This is a genomic window from Blautia massiliensis (ex Durand et al. 2017) (genome assembly GCF_051861785.1).
Lineage (GTDB): Bacteria > Bacillota > Clostridia > Lachnospirales > Lachnospiraceae > Blautia_A > Blautia_A luti_A.
The window spans coordinates 3,225,142-3,242,658 of sequence record NZ_CP146725.1 but is presented as its reverse complement, the minus strand read 5'-3'; the positions used below and the strand labels follow the sequence as shown (position 1 = coordinate 3,242,658).

General features: G+C 45.3%; 13 protein-coding genes. 2 read left to right on the top strand and 11 right to left on the bottom strand.

Features of this window, described 5'->3' with window-relative positions; all coding sequences use genetic code 11:
- Positions 1-91: 91 nt before the first annotated feature.
- The gene (locus V9W66_RS15230; RefSeq protein ID WP_144094523.1) at positions 92-1,660 is read right to left on the bottom strand and encodes an alpha-L-rhamnosidase-related protein; all 1,569 of its coding nucleotides are present in this window, start codon (positions 1,658-1,660) and stop codon (positions 92-94) included.
- 175 nt (positions 1,661-1,835) lie between these two features.
- Here V9W66_RS15230 and V9W66_RS15225 point away from each other — a divergent pair, with 175 nt between their 5' ends.
- Complete coding sequence (locus tag V9W66_RS15225) at positions 1,836-2,888, top strand: helix-turn-helix domain-containing protein (RefSeq protein ID WP_144094525.1); 1,053 nt, start codon at positions 1,836-1,838, stop codon at positions 2,886-2,888.
- 134 nt (positions 2,889-3,022) lie between these two features.
- Here V9W66_RS15225 and V9W66_RS15220 read toward each other — a convergent pair whose 3' ends face one another.
- The 7 genes from V9W66_RS15220 to V9W66_RS15190 form a co-directional block, all read right to left on the bottom strand.
- Positions 3,023-3,844: an HAD-IA family hydrolase gene (locus V9W66_RS15220; RefSeq protein ID WP_015527102.1), complete on the bottom strand. Its 822-nt coding sequence runs from the start codon at positions 3,842-3,844 to the stop codon at positions 3,023-3,025.
- Positions 3,845-3,978: 134 nt separating this feature from the next.
- Complete coding sequence (locus tag V9W66_RS15215) at positions 3,979-5,253, bottom strand: adenylosuccinate synthase (protein WP_119240432.1); 1,275 nt, start codon at positions 5,251-5,253, stop codon at positions 3,979-3,981.
- A gap of 109 nt (positions 5,254-5,362) precedes the next feature.
- Positions 5,363-6,796: an adenylosuccinate lyase gene (gene purB, locus V9W66_RS15210; RefSeq protein ID WP_144094528.1), complete on the bottom strand. Its 1,434-nt coding sequence runs from the start codon at positions 6,794-6,796 to the stop codon at positions 5,363-5,365.
- A gap of 121 nt (positions 6,797-6,917) precedes the next feature.
- The gene (locus V9W66_RS15205; RefSeq protein WP_144094530.1) at positions 6,918-7,610 is read right to left on the bottom strand and encodes an amino acid ABC transporter ATP-binding protein; all 693 of its coding nucleotides are present in this window, start codon (positions 7,608-7,610) and stop codon (positions 6,918-6,920) included.
- Positions 7,611-7,631: 21 nt separating this feature from the next.
- Positions 7,632-8,282, bottom strand: coding sequence for an amino acid ABC transporter permease (locus V9W66_RS15200; RefSeq protein WP_144094532.1), 651 nt, complete (start codon positions 8,280-8,282; stop codon positions 7,632-7,634).
- Between the two features lie 229 nt (positions 8,283-8,511).
- Complete coding sequence (locus tag V9W66_RS15195) at positions 8,512-9,402, bottom strand: amino acid ABC transporter substrate-binding protein (RefSeq protein WP_144094534.1); 891 nt, start codon at positions 9,400-9,402, stop codon at positions 8,512-8,514.
- Between the two features lie 92 nt (positions 9,403-9,494).
- Positions 9,495-10,217: a LytR/AlgR family response regulator transcription factor gene (locus V9W66_RS15190; protein ID WP_186290081.1), complete on the bottom strand. Its 723-nt coding sequence runs from the start codon at positions 10,215-10,217 to the stop codon at positions 9,495-9,497.
- 167 nt (positions 10,218-10,384) lie between these two features.
- Between V9W66_RS15190 and V9W66_RS15185 the strand changes: the two genes are divergently transcribed.
- A complete protein-coding gene (locus V9W66_RS15185) occupies positions 10,385-11,824 on the top strand; it encodes a helix-turn-helix domain-containing protein (protein ID WP_144094538.1) in 1,440 nt (479 codons plus the stop codon).
- On the opposite strand, the gene V9W66_RS15180 is transcribed toward V9W66_RS15185, so the two are convergent.
- From V9W66_RS15180 to V9W66_RS15170, 3 genes are read right to left on the bottom strand one after another with little or no spacing between them, the layout of a single operon-like run.
- Positions 11,821-12,600 (bottom strand): hypothetical protein, encoded by a 780-nt coding sequence (locus V9W66_RS15180; protein WP_144094540.1) that lies wholly within the window; start codon positions 12,598-12,600, stop codon positions 11,821-11,823. The genes V9W66_RS15185 and V9W66_RS15180 overlap by 4 nt on opposite strands.
- Positions 12,597-13,871, bottom strand: coding sequence for a DUF5716 family protein (locus tag V9W66_RS15175; protein ID WP_144094542.1), 1,275 nt, complete (start codon positions 13,869-13,871; stop codon positions 12,597-12,599). The genes V9W66_RS15180 and V9W66_RS15175 overlap by 4 nt, the downstream gene beginning before the upstream one ends.
- Positions 13,868-17,407, bottom strand: coding sequence for a DUF5717 family protein (locus V9W66_RS15170; RefSeq protein WP_243121772.1), 3,540 nt, complete (start codon positions 17,405-17,407; stop codon positions 13,868-13,870). The genes V9W66_RS15175 and V9W66_RS15170 overlap by 4 nt, the downstream gene beginning before the upstream one ends.
- Between the last annotated feature and the right edge of the window lie 110 nt (positions 17,408-17,517).

Genomic DNA, 17,517 nt, shown 5'->3' with positions numbered 1-17,517 from the left:
CTGTTCACTCCGTTCTCAGTAACACGCTTCGCAATGCACAGAATTTATGCTGATCGCATAAATTCGCGCCCTCACAGGGGACTTACTTGCTTCAGTTAAAATATTTTCTGAGAAGATAAGTCGGAGTGCAGCTCCATGCGTGGCAGTAGCTGTTGACAATGCTGCTTCCATATGGAGATTCTGAAGGATTTTCCGGATTATAAAGCTCCCAGAATGTATCCGCACCGTGGCTTATCATTCCGCCCCAGTAATATTTCATATATTCCATTGCCTGGTCTTTTTTACCACACATCAGAAGTGCTTCCACAAAATGATGGTTCATATACGGAGAAACCATTCCTTTTTCCGGTTTCAGTTCCACCAGACGATCCAGTATTTCTGCTCCTTCTTCGCCGCTGACTGCTTCCGCCAGGATCATCCATACCTGACTTGCATAGTTGATCTGTTTTTCGTCGCCACTGACGAACAGCCCGATCTTTTCATCAAAAAGATATTTTTTTGCAGACGCTGTTTTTGCCTCAGCCTCTTTTTTCAGCTCTTCTGCTTTTTCCGTATCTCCGAGGAGCTCTGCGATCTTCTGTACCTTCTTCGCACAGTAGATATAAACACCCTGCATTGCACTCTGCTTGTTCAGACCCTCTGTCCAGTCGATAAAACCCCAGAAACCATCCCCGTTTTTCATAAGTCCGTTTTCATCAAACTGCTCTTTTGCGATTTCCATCTGACGGTATGCACAGGCACTTAAATCCTTTAAGGTCTCCTTGTCACCGGATGCTTCGTAGTAGTCACAGAGGGCTGCTCCGAAGAACATGGAATAATCCAGAAGGAAGGTATCATCCACAATAAATTTCGGTTCTGTGAAAAGGCAGGCACTTACCTGTCCATTGTCCTTTGTCTGTCCTGCAAACAGATACAGACATCTTTTTACCAGTTTCATGTTGTGGAATGTCTCATAATTTGCAAGCGCCTGAAGTCTTAAATCTCCAAGCCACAGACGGCGGTCTCTCTTAGGGCCGTCCTCAAATACGGTCTGCATGCAGTTTTGCAGGGTACGAAGGCTGACACGATCCAGTCTGCGGATCATTTCATCCTCGCTTTCCACCGGCTTCACATCTTCCATTCTGACAGAAGAAACACTGGTACAGAACACATCTTCCACTACCATCTGCCATTTCATGGAAGTATCTATAGCTTCGATCTCCATATAACGGAAGGCATATCTTCTCGGAAGCTTCAGCTCTGCCGGAAGAACATCGATATGGATAAATTCTTCCTGTATCCAGCTTCTGCTGATCCATCCGTCATAGTCTGCAGAATCCTCGGTCATCTCCTTGGCGATCTCTCCGAACTTCAATCTGAAAAATGCCGGTGCGTCCTGAGGGCTTCCTACGGAGTTCAGCTTCAGAGTCACATATCCTACCTGATGATCTCCAAAATCCAGACAGATCTTGTCTCCCTTTGCAAGATGATAGCCTGAAAGATTTTTGATCTCATCCTTTTTGTGAACCTCAGGATAGACCTCCTCTGTTTTTACGATGTCTACAATAGAAACCGGACGAACTACCGTTTTCAGTAACTCCGGTGTACATGCTTCTGCTTTTTTTACAAAATCCTCATTGGTCACACGGACCATATTAAGATCAATACTTACCTCTGCCATTATATGGTTAATCTCCTTTCATCCAGTTCTTCGATGATTCTTTCTGCATTACTATACACTTTTTCACTTTTTCTTCCAATTGTGATTTTTCTTATAAAACACTGACGTTTTTTCTGGTGATTATGATATACTTTACTCAACTGTTATGAAATAACCACATGGAAAGAGGACAGTTATGAAGCTTACCAGAGAAGAATTTCAGAAATATATTTATTCCTACAACGACGATGAGACTTTTTATAAGACACTTTATCTGCAGGAGAAGGAACATCCGGAGACTTTTCATGAATATTGCCTGACACTGGACCGTAAAAAGATTTATGAACACCGGCTTTATGTACCGGAGCTTCAGACCGAAGCCTGGTATCCCTATATGAAAGAAATCGATCTTTTTCATGATATAAATGGCAATATCGTGCTTTCCAAGCATTACCGCTATACCCCTGTTTTTCCCCATGAACATGAATTTTTTGAGATTCTCTGTCTGTATGACGGAACTGCCCACACTGGGATACAGGGGATCGAACACACTTTACATACCGGAGATATCTGTATCATCCCACCGCATACCACTCACAGTGTGGGGATCTTTGATGACAGTGTTGCTTTTAATATTCTGGTACGTAGCTCCACCTTTCATTCCACATTCTTCCAGTCACTGACTGCTGACAGTGCCCTGACGCAGTTTTTTGCCCATGTGCTGTACCGCAAGACCGTGGGAAATTATCTGATCTTTCACAGTGGAAATGATGCACAGATCCATGACATGCTGGAAAATCTCTATATCGAATATCTCGGCCACGCAAAATACAGCTGCACCTTTCTCAACTCCATGCTGGTCATATTCTGGGCCATGCTGCTGCGTTTTCACGAAAATGATATTGAATCCATCCTTACAAAGGACAGCACCGGAAATTCTGTAACGGAAATCCTCAGCTACCTGAACCGTCACTACCAGAGTGTTACCTTACGTGAAGCTGCGAAGCATTTTGGCTATAGTACTTCCCACTTCAGTACTCTGATCAAGGAAAGTACCGGACGGACATTTTTACAGATCATCCGGGATATCAAACTGAACCAGGCATGTCATGCTCTGCGTGAAACCTCTCTCAGCAATCTTGCGATCTGTGAACTTGTAGGGTATGAAAGTCCGGAGCATTTCATGCGTACTTTTAAAAAAACATATGGAATGACTCCCGGTGAATACCGGAAGAAGAACAGGGAATAAAAGATTACAAGATCTTATATATTTTCTGTATAGCAGATGCCGTTCCGGGAGATACTTATCATATCCTCCCCTTTAGAATGCAGAGGGCTTCGCGATGGTGCAGGCCCTCTGCGTTTCTCTTTTCACACTGAAGGTCATTTCACACCAAGCTTCTCAAGCGCCTTCGCCGCCTGCTTCAGATTCTCAAACTGGATGGTATGGATACCGGCTTTTCCGGCTCCCTCACAGTTCACGGCACGATCATCCAGAAATACCGACTTCTCCGGTTTCAGGCTGTAACGCTTCAGAAGTGTTTTGTAAATATCCACCTCAGGCTTGATCTGCTGCACATCACAGGAAAATACCACTCCGTCCATATATTTCAGAAAAGACATATCCTGCTTTGTACGATCCAGCATATAAGTTCCGTAGTTGGAAAGGACATAGAGATGATATCCCTGATTTTTGAGATATTTCACCCAGGTTTCCGCATAATCATACAGATGCATACACTCCGGATCACGTCGTACCACCTCACGGATATCTGCTTCATATTCCGGTGCACTTTCCACAAATTTATCTACATACCAGGACTCCTCATGCTGTCCACGGTCCTGTTCCTCCCAGATCGGGTTTCGAAATACTGCATCTGCGATTTTCTGATACTTTTCTTCCGGGAAGTCATAGCTCCGAAGATACTCTTCCCAGTCATAGCCCATCAGCACATTTCCCACATCAAAAATAATATTCTCGATCATACGGTTTTCATCCTCTCTCGGCTTCTTATTTCCCCAGATCCGGTACGCCATCCAGAAAACATACGCTACGATCGGTACCAGAACGGCTGCCGCAAAAGCCCCCCGGAACAAAGCCTGGGCGTTTTCACTGCTTCCCCAGGCAAATGCCATTGGAAGGCAGAATATAAGAAGTAATATGACAACACCTGCAAGTGCCGCGATTCTTTTAAAATTTTTCATTGAGCTTCCTTTCACATAATACATCAGCTATTCTATCTGTTATTTTAACTGAATATCTCTTTGAACCAAAAGGGCGCCGGAGAAATTTTTCCCCGGCGCTTCCTATTGTCATAATCCTGATACTGTAAAAATAATTATCTGTAAATGATGTCGCTTCTTCCTGGTCCGTTAGAGATCATTGTGATCGGAAATCCAATATGTTTTTCTACGAACTCTACATATTTTCTGCAGTTCTCCGGAAGATCCTCATATTTTTTAATTCCACGGATATCGCATTTCCATCCCGGAAGCTTCTCAATAACCGGTTTTGCTTTCTCAAGCTGCACAGTTGTCGGGAATTCTGTTGTTACCTCTCCGTCGATCTCATAGCCTGTGCAAACCGGGATCTCATCCAGATATCCCAGAACATCCAGTACTGTAAAAGCAACGTCTGTAGCTCCCTGGAGACGGCATCCGTATTTGGATGCAACACAGTCGAACCATCCCATACGTCTCGGACGGCCTGTAGTAGCACCGAACTCACCACCGTCACCGCCACGTTTTCTCAGCTCATCTGCTTCCTCGCCGAAGATCTCAGAAACGAATGCACCTGCTCCAACCGCACTGGAGTAAGCTTTGCATACGGTTACGACCTTCTTGATCTCATATGGAGGCAGGCCTGCACCGATGGCACCATAAGCAGCCAGTGTGGAAGAGGATGTAACCATCGGATAGATTCCGTGATCCGGGTCTTTTAAAGTTCCAAGCTGTCCCTCAAGAAGAACCTGTTTTCCCTCTTTCAGTGCATTCCAGAGATAGAGCGATACGTCGCATACGTATGGCTCAACCATCTTCTTGTATTCCATCAGCTCATTCATGATGTCTTCCGGTTTCAGAAGAGGCTTATGATAGAGATGCTCAAGTGTTACGTTCTTGGTCTCGCAGATACGTACAACCTTCTCTTTCAGTGCTTCCTCATCAAAAAGCTCACTTACCTGGAAGCCGATCTTTGCATATTTGTCAGAATAGAACGGAGCGATTCCGGATTTTGTGGAACCGAAAGCCTTGCCGCCAAGACGCTCCTCCTCATACTGATCAAACAGAATGTGGTAAGACATTACCATCTGTGCTCTGTTGGAGATCAGGATCTTCGGTGCAGGTACTCCACGGCTTACCACTTCATTGTACTCTTTAAAGAATACAGGAATGTTCAGTGCAACACCGTTTCCGATGACACTGGTCGTATGTCCGTAAAACACACCTGACGGAAGTGTATGAAGTGCGAATTTACCGTAATCATTTACGATGGTGTGGCCCGCATTGGCTCCACCCTGAAATCTTACGATGATATCGGCTTTCTCAGCAAGCATATCTGTGATCTTGCCTTTACCTTCATCTCCCCAGTTTGCTCCTACTACTGCAGTTACCATAACACAGTTCCTCCTTGTGTCTTTCTCTATTATTCGGAATGCCATGTTATCTGTATATCATCCACAGAAAACTGACATTCCTGTCTGTGTTCTTTTTATGCTTACAGCATTATACGTTGATCTCAACCTTAACGCCAAGCAGATCTTTATGCGCATCCAGCACCGGCTGTACCACATTTGCAATGAAAGCTTCTGTCTGCTCTTTGGCACGTCCTGTATATCTGGACGGTTCCATGGCCTTCTGAAGATCCTCAAGAGTCAGGTTAAATGCCGGATCTGCTGCGATCAGCTCAAGAAGATTGTTATCTTTACCCTCTACCTTCACGTTCTTTCCTGCTTCCATGGAAAGCTCACGGATACGCTCATGAAGCTCCTGACGGTCTCCGCCTGCCTTAACTGCATCCATCATGATATTCTCCGTTGCCATAAATGGAAGCTCAGACATCAGTCTCTTCTCGATAACCTTCGGATAAACAACCAGTCCGTCTACAACATTGAGGCAGAGATCCAGGATTCCGTCGATCGCAAGGAATCCTTCCGGAACGCTGAGACGCTTGTTTGCAGAGTCGTCCAGAGTTCTCTCAAACCACTGTGTTGCAGATGTGATCGCCGGGTTCAGTGCATCGATCATCACATATCTGGACAGGGAAGCGATTCTCTCACTTCTCATCGGATTTCTCTTATATGCCATAGCGGAAGATCCGATCTGGGATTTCTCAAATGGCTCCTCTACTTCCTTCAGATGCTGAAGAAGACGGATATCGTTGGACATCTTATGTGCACTTGCAGCGATTCCCGCAAGGATATTCAGCACACGGGTATCAACCTTTCTGGAATAGGTCTGTCCGGAAACCGGATAGCAGGATCTGAATCCCATCTTCTCTGCGATCATCGGATCGATCTTGTCGATGGTCTCCTGATCCCCGTCAAAAAGTTCCAGGAAGCTAGCCTGTGTACCGGTTGTTCCCTTGGAGCCAAGAAGCTTCATAGTGCTTAATACATACTCAAGGTCCTCAAGATCCATCAGGAATTCCTGAGTCCAGAGAGTTGCTCTCTTACCTACAGTTGTAGGCTGTGCCGGCTGGAAATGAGTAAACGCCAGAGTTGGCTGGTCCTTATACTGCGCTGCAAACTTGGAAAGCTCTGCGATCACGTTCACAAGTTTCTTGCGGACAAGCTTCAGCGCCTCTGTCATAACGATGATATCCGTATTATCTCCTACATAACAGGAGGTTGCTCCCAGATGGATGATGCCTTTTGCCTTCGGGCACTGTACGCCAAACGCATACACGTGAGACATTACATCATGGCGAACCTGACGCTCACGCTCCTTAGCCACATCATAATTGATATCATCCGCATGAGCCTTCATTTCGTCGATCTGCTCCTGAGTAATGTTAAGGCCAAGCTCACGTTCCGTCTCAGCAAGTGCGATCCACAGCTTTCTCCATGTGCGGAACTTCATGTCCGGGGAAAAAACATACTGCATCTCTTTACTTGCATACCGCTCTGACAGCGGGCTAACATATCTGTCTGTATTCATTACTACCTCCTGATCACATACCTCCGGGCCGGAATGGCGAAAGATCCGTTATCTGCCCGGTTCTGGTTAATTCACGCCTCTTGAAATTATATAACATTGCCTCTTTAAAAGCAACCGTTTGTTACTCCATACCCTGATGGAATTTTCCCAAAAATTCCTTCATTCTGCCATTTTCGGAAGAAAATACCTCCTGCGGCGTTCCCTCCACTGCGATCACACCCTTATCCATAAAGATGATACGGTCGGAAATATCTCTTGCAAAATTCATTTCATGAGTAACGATCACCATGGTGATATGCTCCTGAGCAAGATCCTTGATAACCTTCAGGATCTCACCGGTCAGTTCCGGATCAAGTGCAGATGTAGGTTCATCAAAAAACAGGATCTTCGGATTCATACAGAGCGCACGGGCAATGGAAACTCGCTGCTGCTGTCCTCCGGAAAGCTGAAAAGGATATGCCTCCTCCTTGTCTGCAAGGCCCATTTTCTTAAGAAGGCTTCTTGCCTGGGCGTAAACCTCATCTTTCTTTCTCTTCTGCACCTTCAGAGGTGCATCCACTATATTTTTCAGTACGGAAAAATGCGGAAACAGATTGAACTGCTGGAACACCAGTCCCACATCACCGTTTTTGATGATCTCGCCGCTGTCCGGCGTCTCAAGTCCTGTGGCACAACGCAGGATGGTTGACTTGCCGGAACCGGAAGGACCGATGATACTTAAAACTTCTCCCTCTTCCACGTCAAGAGAGATATCTTTGAGAACTTCCAGTCCGTCAAAGCTTTTTTTGATATGTTTCATTTCAAATAATTTCATATTTTATACTCTCCATTCCGGTTAGCGGTAGTAATTCATACTTTTCTCAACCTTCTGCATCACAACAGCCACGATCAGGTTGAACACATAATAAAATATCGCAGCGATCACAAATGGCATCATTGTTGTCTGTGCACTTGCGATCTGCTTGGCAATGGTAAACATCTCCGCAACTGCCACAACAAACGCAAGGGAAGTATCCTTGACCAGCGTAATGACCTCATTCGTAATAGACGGCAAAATCCTCTTGATCACCTGTGGAAGGATGATGCGGAAAAATGTCTGTACCTTATTGTATCCAAGGATCTTTGCAGCTTCATACTGTCCCACCGGCATGGATTCAATGCCGCCGCGGTAGATTTCTGCAAAGTAAGCTGCATAGTTGATGGCAAATGCGATAAATACAGCGATCAGACTATATCCCATGGAAATACGGATCCCGAAGATAAAATAAGGGCCGAAATATACAACCATCAGCTGCAGCATCAGCGGCGTTCCTCTCATGATGGATATGTAACCGGATACAATGGTACGGATCACTTTGTTTCTGGACATTCTGCCAAAACAGATCAGAAGTCCCAGCGGCAGAGAAAACAGCAAGGTTATAAAAAAGATCTCAATAGAGACCAGCATTCCTCCTGCCAGCTGCTGGAGCATTACATTAAAACTCATTTTTTTCCTCCTGGTTCGGAGTATCAGTCCCATTTATCGGGCTGATACCTGTAATTCCTGTAAACAACAGGAAATGAGCGTGCACGGCAGCTCTTTCTGCGCCGAAGCACCCTCATTTCCTTTTTATGCGGAAGCTTCAAAAGCTTCTGCTATGTTTCTTATTTCTACTGCTGTCGAATATCGTAAAAAAATATCTTCACAGCTTTTACTGTGCCGGATCTGTACCGGATCATTTGGATTCAGAATCGGTTTCTTTCTCTGTGCTGTCTGCACTTTCTTCTGTGTCAGCTTCTGCTGAATCAGAATTCTCTGTCTTATCCTTGTCCTCGCTGATGCAGAGCATGCTCTTATCCAGTTCATACTTATCTGCAAGCTTGTCAACCTCACCGGACTCGTCAAGCTTCTTGACCTCATCCCATACGAGATCCTTCAGCTCATCATTTCCCTTCTTGAATCCGATGCCATACTGCTCGTTCTGGATTGGCTCGTCAAGGATCACATATTTATCCTTGCCTCTCTGGGAAAGCTGATAGTTAGCAACACCGATATCAACAGCAACAGCATCTGCAGCTCCGGAATCAATATTCATAAATGCAGTGTTGTAGTCCGGATTCTCTGTAAGAGATGCAAAGCTGTCCTTCAGTTCCTTATTGTCATCGCTGTTCAATGCGTCCAGTGCAGCGGATGCAGCCTGTACAACTACGTTCTTGCCCTTAAGATCCGCAAGCTTCTCAATTCCGGAATCCTTGGCAACTACGATCACCTGCTCATTGTTGATGTATGGATCACTCCATGTATAGTCATCCTCACGTCCGTTGATAGTAAATCCATTCCATATACAGTCGATCGTTCCGGAGTTCAGCTCCATATCCTTGGAATCCCAGTTGATAGGCTTCTTAACAAGTTCCCAGCCAAGATTATCACATACTTCTTGGGCAAGGTCAAGGTCAAATCCTACATATTCTCCGTTATCATCCTTATATCCGAACGGAGGATATTCAGCATCAAATCCTACGATCAGGGTCTTATCCTCAACACCTGCCTGTACACTCACTCCTGTTACCATCATTCCTATTGTCATCGCTGCCGCCATTACTACTGCAACTGTTCTTTTTTTCATGGTCATTCTCCTTTTTTCGGTTATCTCTTTATCACATGGTCACTCTACCACGCGAAAGCGCATGGTTATAGTAACATACCCAAAAGGAGCTGTCAAGAGCAAACCTTCTGCTCTGCCAGATAATCTTTGTATTTCTTTCTGGCCGTTTTCAGATATGTTCTGGAAATTGGGATTTCCGTCTGTCCGACCACAAAACTGTTCTTCTTAAGTGAAGTTACCTTCTCCATGTTGATACAAAAGCTCTGATGACATCTCAGAAAGCTGCTGTCTGACAGCTGTCCCGAAAAATCCCCCAGCCTGGCTCTGCAGCTGATCTTTTTTCCATCGGTAAGATGAAATGTCACACTGTGAAGACTACTGGATATATATGCCAGATGATCGTGCTGCAGTGTATAAACATGTGTCCTGTAGCGAAAATACAGCGCTCTTCCGCCTTCACGCCTGCATACCTCCAGGATATGTGCCAGAACATGTTCCAGTTCTCCACTTTCAACCGGTTTGACCAGATAGTTATAGGCAAACACTTCAAATGCTTCTTTATAGAATTTTTCATTCTCTGCCACCAGCACAACCGGGATATAATGTCCTTTCAGGCGCATTGTCCGTACAGTTTCCAGACTCCTGCCCTGATCACCATCCAGCCCCAGAAATATCAGATCGCAGATCTTGTGTCCCTCTGCCAGTCCTTTCAGAAGACTCTCTCTTGTCCGATACAGAAGGAGCTCTGCATCAGGGACCAGTGTGGAAAGCTGCCTGTACAGCTTCTGTGCATCCTTTCGTATTTCATCACATATCGCGATCGTCATCACTGCCATTGCCGTGTTTTCCTCCCTCATGCTCTTTCTGATATTAACATTTTATTTTTAAAGAAAGACCTGCGCAATATGTGCTTCTAATTGTGCCTTGTTTTTTTACAAATTATTGCAATTCATGATCTGTTTTCGTATAATAATGTCATATAAGCACCAAAAGGAGTACTACTATGTCTGATTTCAGCAACAAATGCCGGGAATACCTAAAGGATACAGGAGAAAACGTTTATCAGTTATCTGCTTCTTCGGGACTTGACCGTACCTCGCTACAGCGTATGATCACAGGGAAACGTCTTCCCGGTATTGATTTTGTGCGCCAGTTCTGCGATTCCCTCCGGATCAATCCTTCCCAGCGCAGGGAACTGATGGAATTATATAAAATAGAAAAAATCGGAAAAGAAATATATTACAACCGCAAATATATACAGGAGCTTCTGGGTGTTATCAGCTCCCAGCAGGTCATTTCCCGGGAGGGTTTTCTCAGGCTTCCATCCTTTCCCTTTTACCGTGGAACTTTTTCTCTTGATGTGGAAAAGAAGGTCCTGAGCCTTTTTGAGGATATCCTGTCTTCCGGTTCTTCTGAAACGATCCGTACCAACCTTCCGGCCAACTGCCGGCTTCTTGTACAGATCTTTTCCCATCTTTATCCCAAATATGAGAAACTGCCACCGGTGATCCAGATCCTGCCGCTTCACCAGAACCCGTCCGCCTCACCGGATTACAACATGAATCTGGAAACCTTTCTCTGCACACTCCTTCCGATCCTGTCAGGTTTTGTGGGCTACCAGCCATATTATTACTATACTCAGACAGGCCGAGAGTTTTCCAGCTATGAACTGTTTCCTTTTTTCTTACTCACTGAAAAAAAGCTGCTGCTGTTATCCTCGGATATGATGACCTGTATTTTTACTGAAAATCCGGAAGCGATCCACGCATATCAACAGGAATTCCGGCGGGTTCTTGAGAATTCCAGCCAATTCTTCCTGCAGTCGGATTCTCCGGACAGGATCCTTAATATCTTTGGTTCTATCATGCAGACAAAGATCTCAACAAATTTTGCACTGGAATCTCATCCCTGCCTTGCACTGATGTCCTATGGTCCGGGCTTTATTCAGTCATTGTTTGATAACCGGGATATCGATCTTTCCGATCCGGTCTATACCCAGCTGGCAGCGGTTCTGAACCAGCCTTCCTTTTCTTTTACAGAAGCTGCCTTTTCCTGCAATTATTTTACACTGAGCGGGATCCGGAAATTTGCCCGTACCGGACTCCTTGACGGACCTTATTCCTACCATCAGACCCCTCTTCCGAAAGAAGAACGAAAAAAAGCCCTCAAGCATCTTCTTGACACAGATATGGGACATGAAAAATGCAGGATCCTGAAGCCTTCCGTACTTCCTGAAACCGGAATCCATCTGGAAGTTCTGTCTGACTATTCCGTTTTTCTCTGCTTTCTTTCCGAAAAAGATACTTTTCTCTGTATCTATCTGAAAGAGACCAGTATCGGACAGGCCCTGAATGATTACCTCTGTTCCCTGTCTGAGGAAGAATCCGTATATACAAAAAAAGAAGCCCGGCAGATCCTGCTGGGACTTCTTGAACAGCTTTAAGAGCCGGTACTTCTGTGATATTCTCTTGTGAGATCCTCCAGGATCCTGTCGGTTTCTCCGGATGCGATATGCTGCTCCGGGAGACCTGCAAAGCCTTTCAGAGCCTGGTCTGTTTCCTGCCTTACCATTTCATCTGTCTTCAGATCTTCCTGTCGTTTCCTGTATTCTTCTTCACTGTGAACACTGCGGTAGGCCAGAAGATAAACCTTCATCGCTTTCTCTGAATGATTCTCCTTCCATGCTTTCCAAAAGCAATCCAGCGCTTTATCCATCTGGAACAGGTAACTGTATGCGCATCCCTGATTATGCAGGATCCTTTCACGCATCTCTCCGGTGATTTCTTTCCCGCCATGCTCCAGAAGCTTCTGATAAACACGGAGTGCATTCACATACATCCGATTCTCCATCAGCGCATCACCTTTGCGTTTCTCCCGTATTTCTTCAGGTTCACGTTTTCTGGCTTCAATGCGCCCGTTTAAGGTCTTAAGCTCTTCATAAGCCAGATAATTGATCTCTTTAAATATCGGATACAGTACTTCTTCAAGTCCGGCCTCTCTTCCAATATAAGGTTTCAGCTTGGCCGCAAGCTTCGGAAGCTCCAGTTCTTCCTCCAGCCAGGTACAGAGCTTACTGCTGATCAATGAGCTGTCCACAAGATAAAGATTGTTATAAAGATAATAGCAGAGTTCTTCTATAGAATAGATATTGGTACTGATATTTTCGATATAAAACGGCTTCTCAGCCTTTTTTACCTGACATAAAATATATCCGCTCATTCCTGCTTCCTTTCTTCCTGCTCATCCCATCGTACCAGTTCCCTCCAGATCTTCCCACTGGAAGGATACATTTCGCCAAAGCCCAGATCCTCTACTGTGATCTCACAGTCTCTCGGCGATACGTATTTCAGCGTGAGGGAAAGCCTTGAAGTCCGATTAGGCCGCTTTGGCAGACCCTCAAGTGCCATGGCCACACGTTTCTTCTCGGTTTCTTCCGGAATACTTACTACAAATACCAGTTCACTGGTATCATCCAGGATCAGCTCGCAGGATGCACTGCATTCATACCAGTTGCTGCCGCTTTCGATCAGCGGATAGTAAGCCGGAGAGCCCATCACCCGCATATCCATTCCTACGTCCGCAGTCACCAGCGAATCACTTAAATAGCGGTAACCTTTGAGTTTTTTATCCTCCAGCCTGTCCTTACCGGCTATGCAGGCTCCCTTTGCAAAAAGATTGTTTCCGTAAAAAACCTTCCGTCCCTGATGACACAGGAGCTTTACAGACTGCTGTGCCCACTGCTGGTCAAATCCTTCTCCCGTAATCTGCACACTGGAGAAGAGCTCTTTGCCGAGAGTCTTACTGATAAAACGGTAAAATTCCACATCACGGATCTCATCTTCCGGTTCAAGCTTTGTACTGACCGGATCCTCCAGTTTTACAAGCACCGGTCTGGAAGAGCCGTTGATGGTCAGCTTCCGGAAAGTTACCGTATTGCCTGCAAAGGCATACCAGCCTACACTTCGATTCCAGGTTTCCCGTTTCTGTCCCAGTGCATAATAATAAAAGCTCTCGCCATAGTCCATAAGCATATATTTCTCACGGGAAAAACCTGCAAGGCTGCAGGCCTTCTGATAATTCCGTACCTGAAGTGTATTAAGCTCCGGCGATGTGATACAAAGACACCGGGTATTCTTTACGATATCCTGGATTCCCAGAAATTTCAAGATTCCCCTTAGAAAATGTGCCAGAAGCTCTGCCGGCTCTTTTTCCTCTCCTGCCACCTGGATCTTTTCTTCCTTCTGACAGATATCATAAATATTTCCGATCATGATCCCGCCCTTTTCCCTGGCAAAATACTCTGCTTCCAGGCCTACGCAGTAATCACCGTGATCGGTACGATAGCAGATACAGCCCGGAGCTTCGTACTGACTGGCTCCTACCTTCATGGAAAGAGAACGGGCTTCTTCTGCTTTTCTGTCATAATAACAGATCTGTGTGTATTCTTTTCCAATATCAATTCCTATGATCAAGTCACGAATTTCATTCATCTTTCCGGTTCCTTCTCTATGACAAACATTTCATTAACGTACTGTTCCTGACGGAGATACTGTGCCAGCTTCTCCTTCACTTCCGTGTCTTTCTCCAGTTTCCTTGCACAGAGTATCTGATTGATCAGCTGATATTTGCTGGATGCCTGGTCATTACTCTGGTTCATGGTCAGTATTTTTTCTTCCGTTTTGTGTACACCGGTTTCATCTTCTGTCTGGAAATAATATCGCAGGGTCTCTCCATAAAACAATGTAAATGCTCTGGCAAAAATTCCCTCATAGATATTTTTGAGCGGTTCACTTTTATAGTCCGGTACAGTTCCAAGACCTGTATCCAGGCAATAATACAGTGTGACCGAAGCCTCCGGTGAAGTATGATACTCTACAAAAGTCTTATCATCCAGCTGATACGGTCGCAGGATACTCTGATCCAGATTTCGGAAAAACTCAAATATCATTCCTTCCTTTACACAGGAAGAGAGGATTTTTTCCTCCATTTCCAGATTTTCTTCATCAGAAGTTTTTTCTTCGGAAAGCAGTTTCAGAAGGGTCAGGTCACAGATCCGGTCTCCGGGCCACTCCTTTTCTCTGCGATTTTTCAGATACTCCTTAAGTCCAGGCATCTCCGGCATTTCTTTTACAAACATTCCGTAAGACATCAGAGTCAGATACGCACCGATCACACTCTCTTTTCCGGAATGGCGGATATATGCTTTCAGGATATCCTCACCCTCTGGCCGGTAATCCCAGTTAAACATCAGAAGAGAAAGGATCCTCTCCTCCAGATTATAGGTATCCATATCAAACCCACAGGCACTTTTCCAGATATCCAGAAGTTCATCCACAGGTCCAAACCGGAATTTCATCAGATACATGAGGATCACTTCATCATAGATTCCCTGTCGGTATACATGAGAGGAAAGTGCGATCAGCTCTTCGTCTTCCGCACAGTCACAGCGGATGATCATACGGCTTACCAGCTTCAGAAGAGCACGCTCCTCTACTCCTTCAAATCCAAATGCTTCCACCACGCTCATAGCCTGCGGAAACAGTCCCCGCTGGATCAGGATCTCCAGAAGGGTTTTCCGGTCGACCATGGCATATTCCCGATAATCCATCATCTCCAGACAGGCATCCAGATCTTCTCCCTGCACGTGATCCTGATAATAATCCAGGATCTTTTTGCGGATCAGCCTCTTATATTCATCGGTAAACGCCGGTGAAAGGACCAGTTTCTGAAAAATTCCCAGATTCTTACGACTGATCTCCTGACCCTGACAGTAATACAAAAGCACAGCCGGTTCATCCGCCCCTTTTTCCAACACTGCCGGAACCATCTCACGATCATCAAAAAGTGGTGTCAGATTATAATCTACCGTAGCAACATAACGTCTCTGTTTTTCATCCTGAAATACAACGGCCGCATCTTCGCTGCAGATCCTTGGGTAAGCGATCCCATGGATACACGGATAGATTTCTTCCTGTTTCATCTGTCTGTGACGGACGATCACACTGCGGACCTTCGGATCATCCGTATACAGCCGGCAGGTAAACATTCTGGAGGCGATCACCTGCGCTTTTTCGCTGTCCGATGGTTCCCGCATGAATTCCTGATAAACAGCGGCATAATTTTCATTCATCCGACCTTCCCGTAACTTACGGAAAGCAAATTCCTCCATGCTTTCACGATAACTTTCGTATGTCTGTGGATCACGTTCCTTCCCTGCAATGATGCATGCATACAGATAGGCACGCTTGGAATCACCGAGAGTATTGTTGTTATAGGTAAAATACATCAAAAGCGGTTTCGGCAGGACTCTCCGATAAGAAGTATCCAGTGTTTCCACATAATATTCATACAGCCGTGTGATCCGGATCCCGCGGTCCACGGCAGCGGAAAACCACTGAAAATATTCCGGTTTTCTTGGATTTCCCTTCATAATATATTTACAGATAGCTTCCACGGTATCATCCGACGGAAAGGCTTCACATCCCATGGCCATAGCACGGTACAGACTTTCGCTAAAAGCTTTCTCATAACCGGAAAGATATGCCAGGCGCATGACCAGCTCTTCCGTCAGCATCTGTTCTTTTCCTGCAAAAAGGAATACCTGGGCCCAGAACCCATTGATTCGATGCAGCAGAGACATATCTGCACAAATACGGTTCCATGCTTCCAGATACAGAAAAGGACTTGTACATCCCCGCTCAAAAAGTTCCTCCATCAGAAAGATCTTTTTTGACGGAGAAAGCGTATGATCCATTTCAAATACCAGTTTCAGAAGGATAAAGCTGTCTTCCTTCTGCATCTGGAAATTCTGTACCTTGCGGAGGGCCTGTTCCTTATCCCGGTACAGCCCGGTCTGTGTACACAGATACAAATAAATCCCTGCCAGTTCCAGTTCATTGTGATGAAAGGATTTATTCTGATAACGCTCAAGGATTTCTGAAGCCTGGTCATCTTCTCCTTCCAGATGAAGAAGATAGGCTTCCAGAAGCTGATATTCCGGATATTTCAATCCGTTTTCGCCCATACGGTCAAGCTTCTCATGAGTAGAGGCTGTCCAGGCCTGAAAATCTGTTCTTTTACAGAGATATCCCAGGTATTCCTTCATCAGAGCTATCCTGTACTGTTTTTCCAGAAGATCCAGGTTCACGGCACTCTCAGTTCCTCTGGATGCAAGAACGTGATATACCAGTTTCTGGTATGGGGTTTTTACAATGATCTCGCCGTACTGATTTCCTTTTCCCAGTTTTTCTTGGCGGATCACATAGTTTATTTCACAGGTACTTCCGATAAAATCCTCTTCTGTGACCACATGCTTGCCTGCCTCCAGAAAATCCCCGTTTACCTCAATATCTGCCCGCAGGTGTCCCCATCCGCTCCTGTGGATATAAAGGGATTCCTGAACAGATTCACTGACATCATAAAAACCGGCCTCTTCTCTGTTCAGACTCAATGTCACCTTTTCCTTGGCACCGGCTGCGATCAGAAATTCCTCCAGATGCTGATAGGTCACCGGCTGCTGTGACATTCCTGCATAAAGAGAACGGATCTTCTCACTCTGATCACTCAGGATCAGGGAAAAATGTCGTTCTGTAAAGATCCGGTAAGCCTCATGGAAATCTTCCTTTGCAATGTGCAGAAATTCTTCCAGAGAAGATACCTTTCTGCCTGCACTCTTCACCTCTTCCGTCTGTACCTGTACAGTGAACGGCAGCTTATATTCTCCGATACTGGTAGTAAAACACAGCCAGCCTTCAAAGCTCTCTCCCGGCTTCATTCCCTCTGCATCTACCCCATAAGGCATGCGCACTGTGGTTCCGGAAAAGCGGTCAAATCCGGGCACCAGTCTCCGGTCAGATGAAGTCACAAAGCCACTGATCCTGCGGTTGTCATCGGTACCGAAATAAATCTCATCCTTTGTAGTCTCTCCTGCCTTCAGCGTAGCGAAAATACGGTCCTGTGAAAACAGAAGCCCAGGCTGTTCATAAATAAATTTTCCGTTAAGAAGCTGTTCTATCCTCTTTTTCAAAATATATACTCCTCATCAATATACACTGATTGTTGTCACTCGTATTTTATGATTATACACCAGATCAGAATGTGGCGCAACAGGTGTTCGCCTCTGTCCTTTTTATAAAG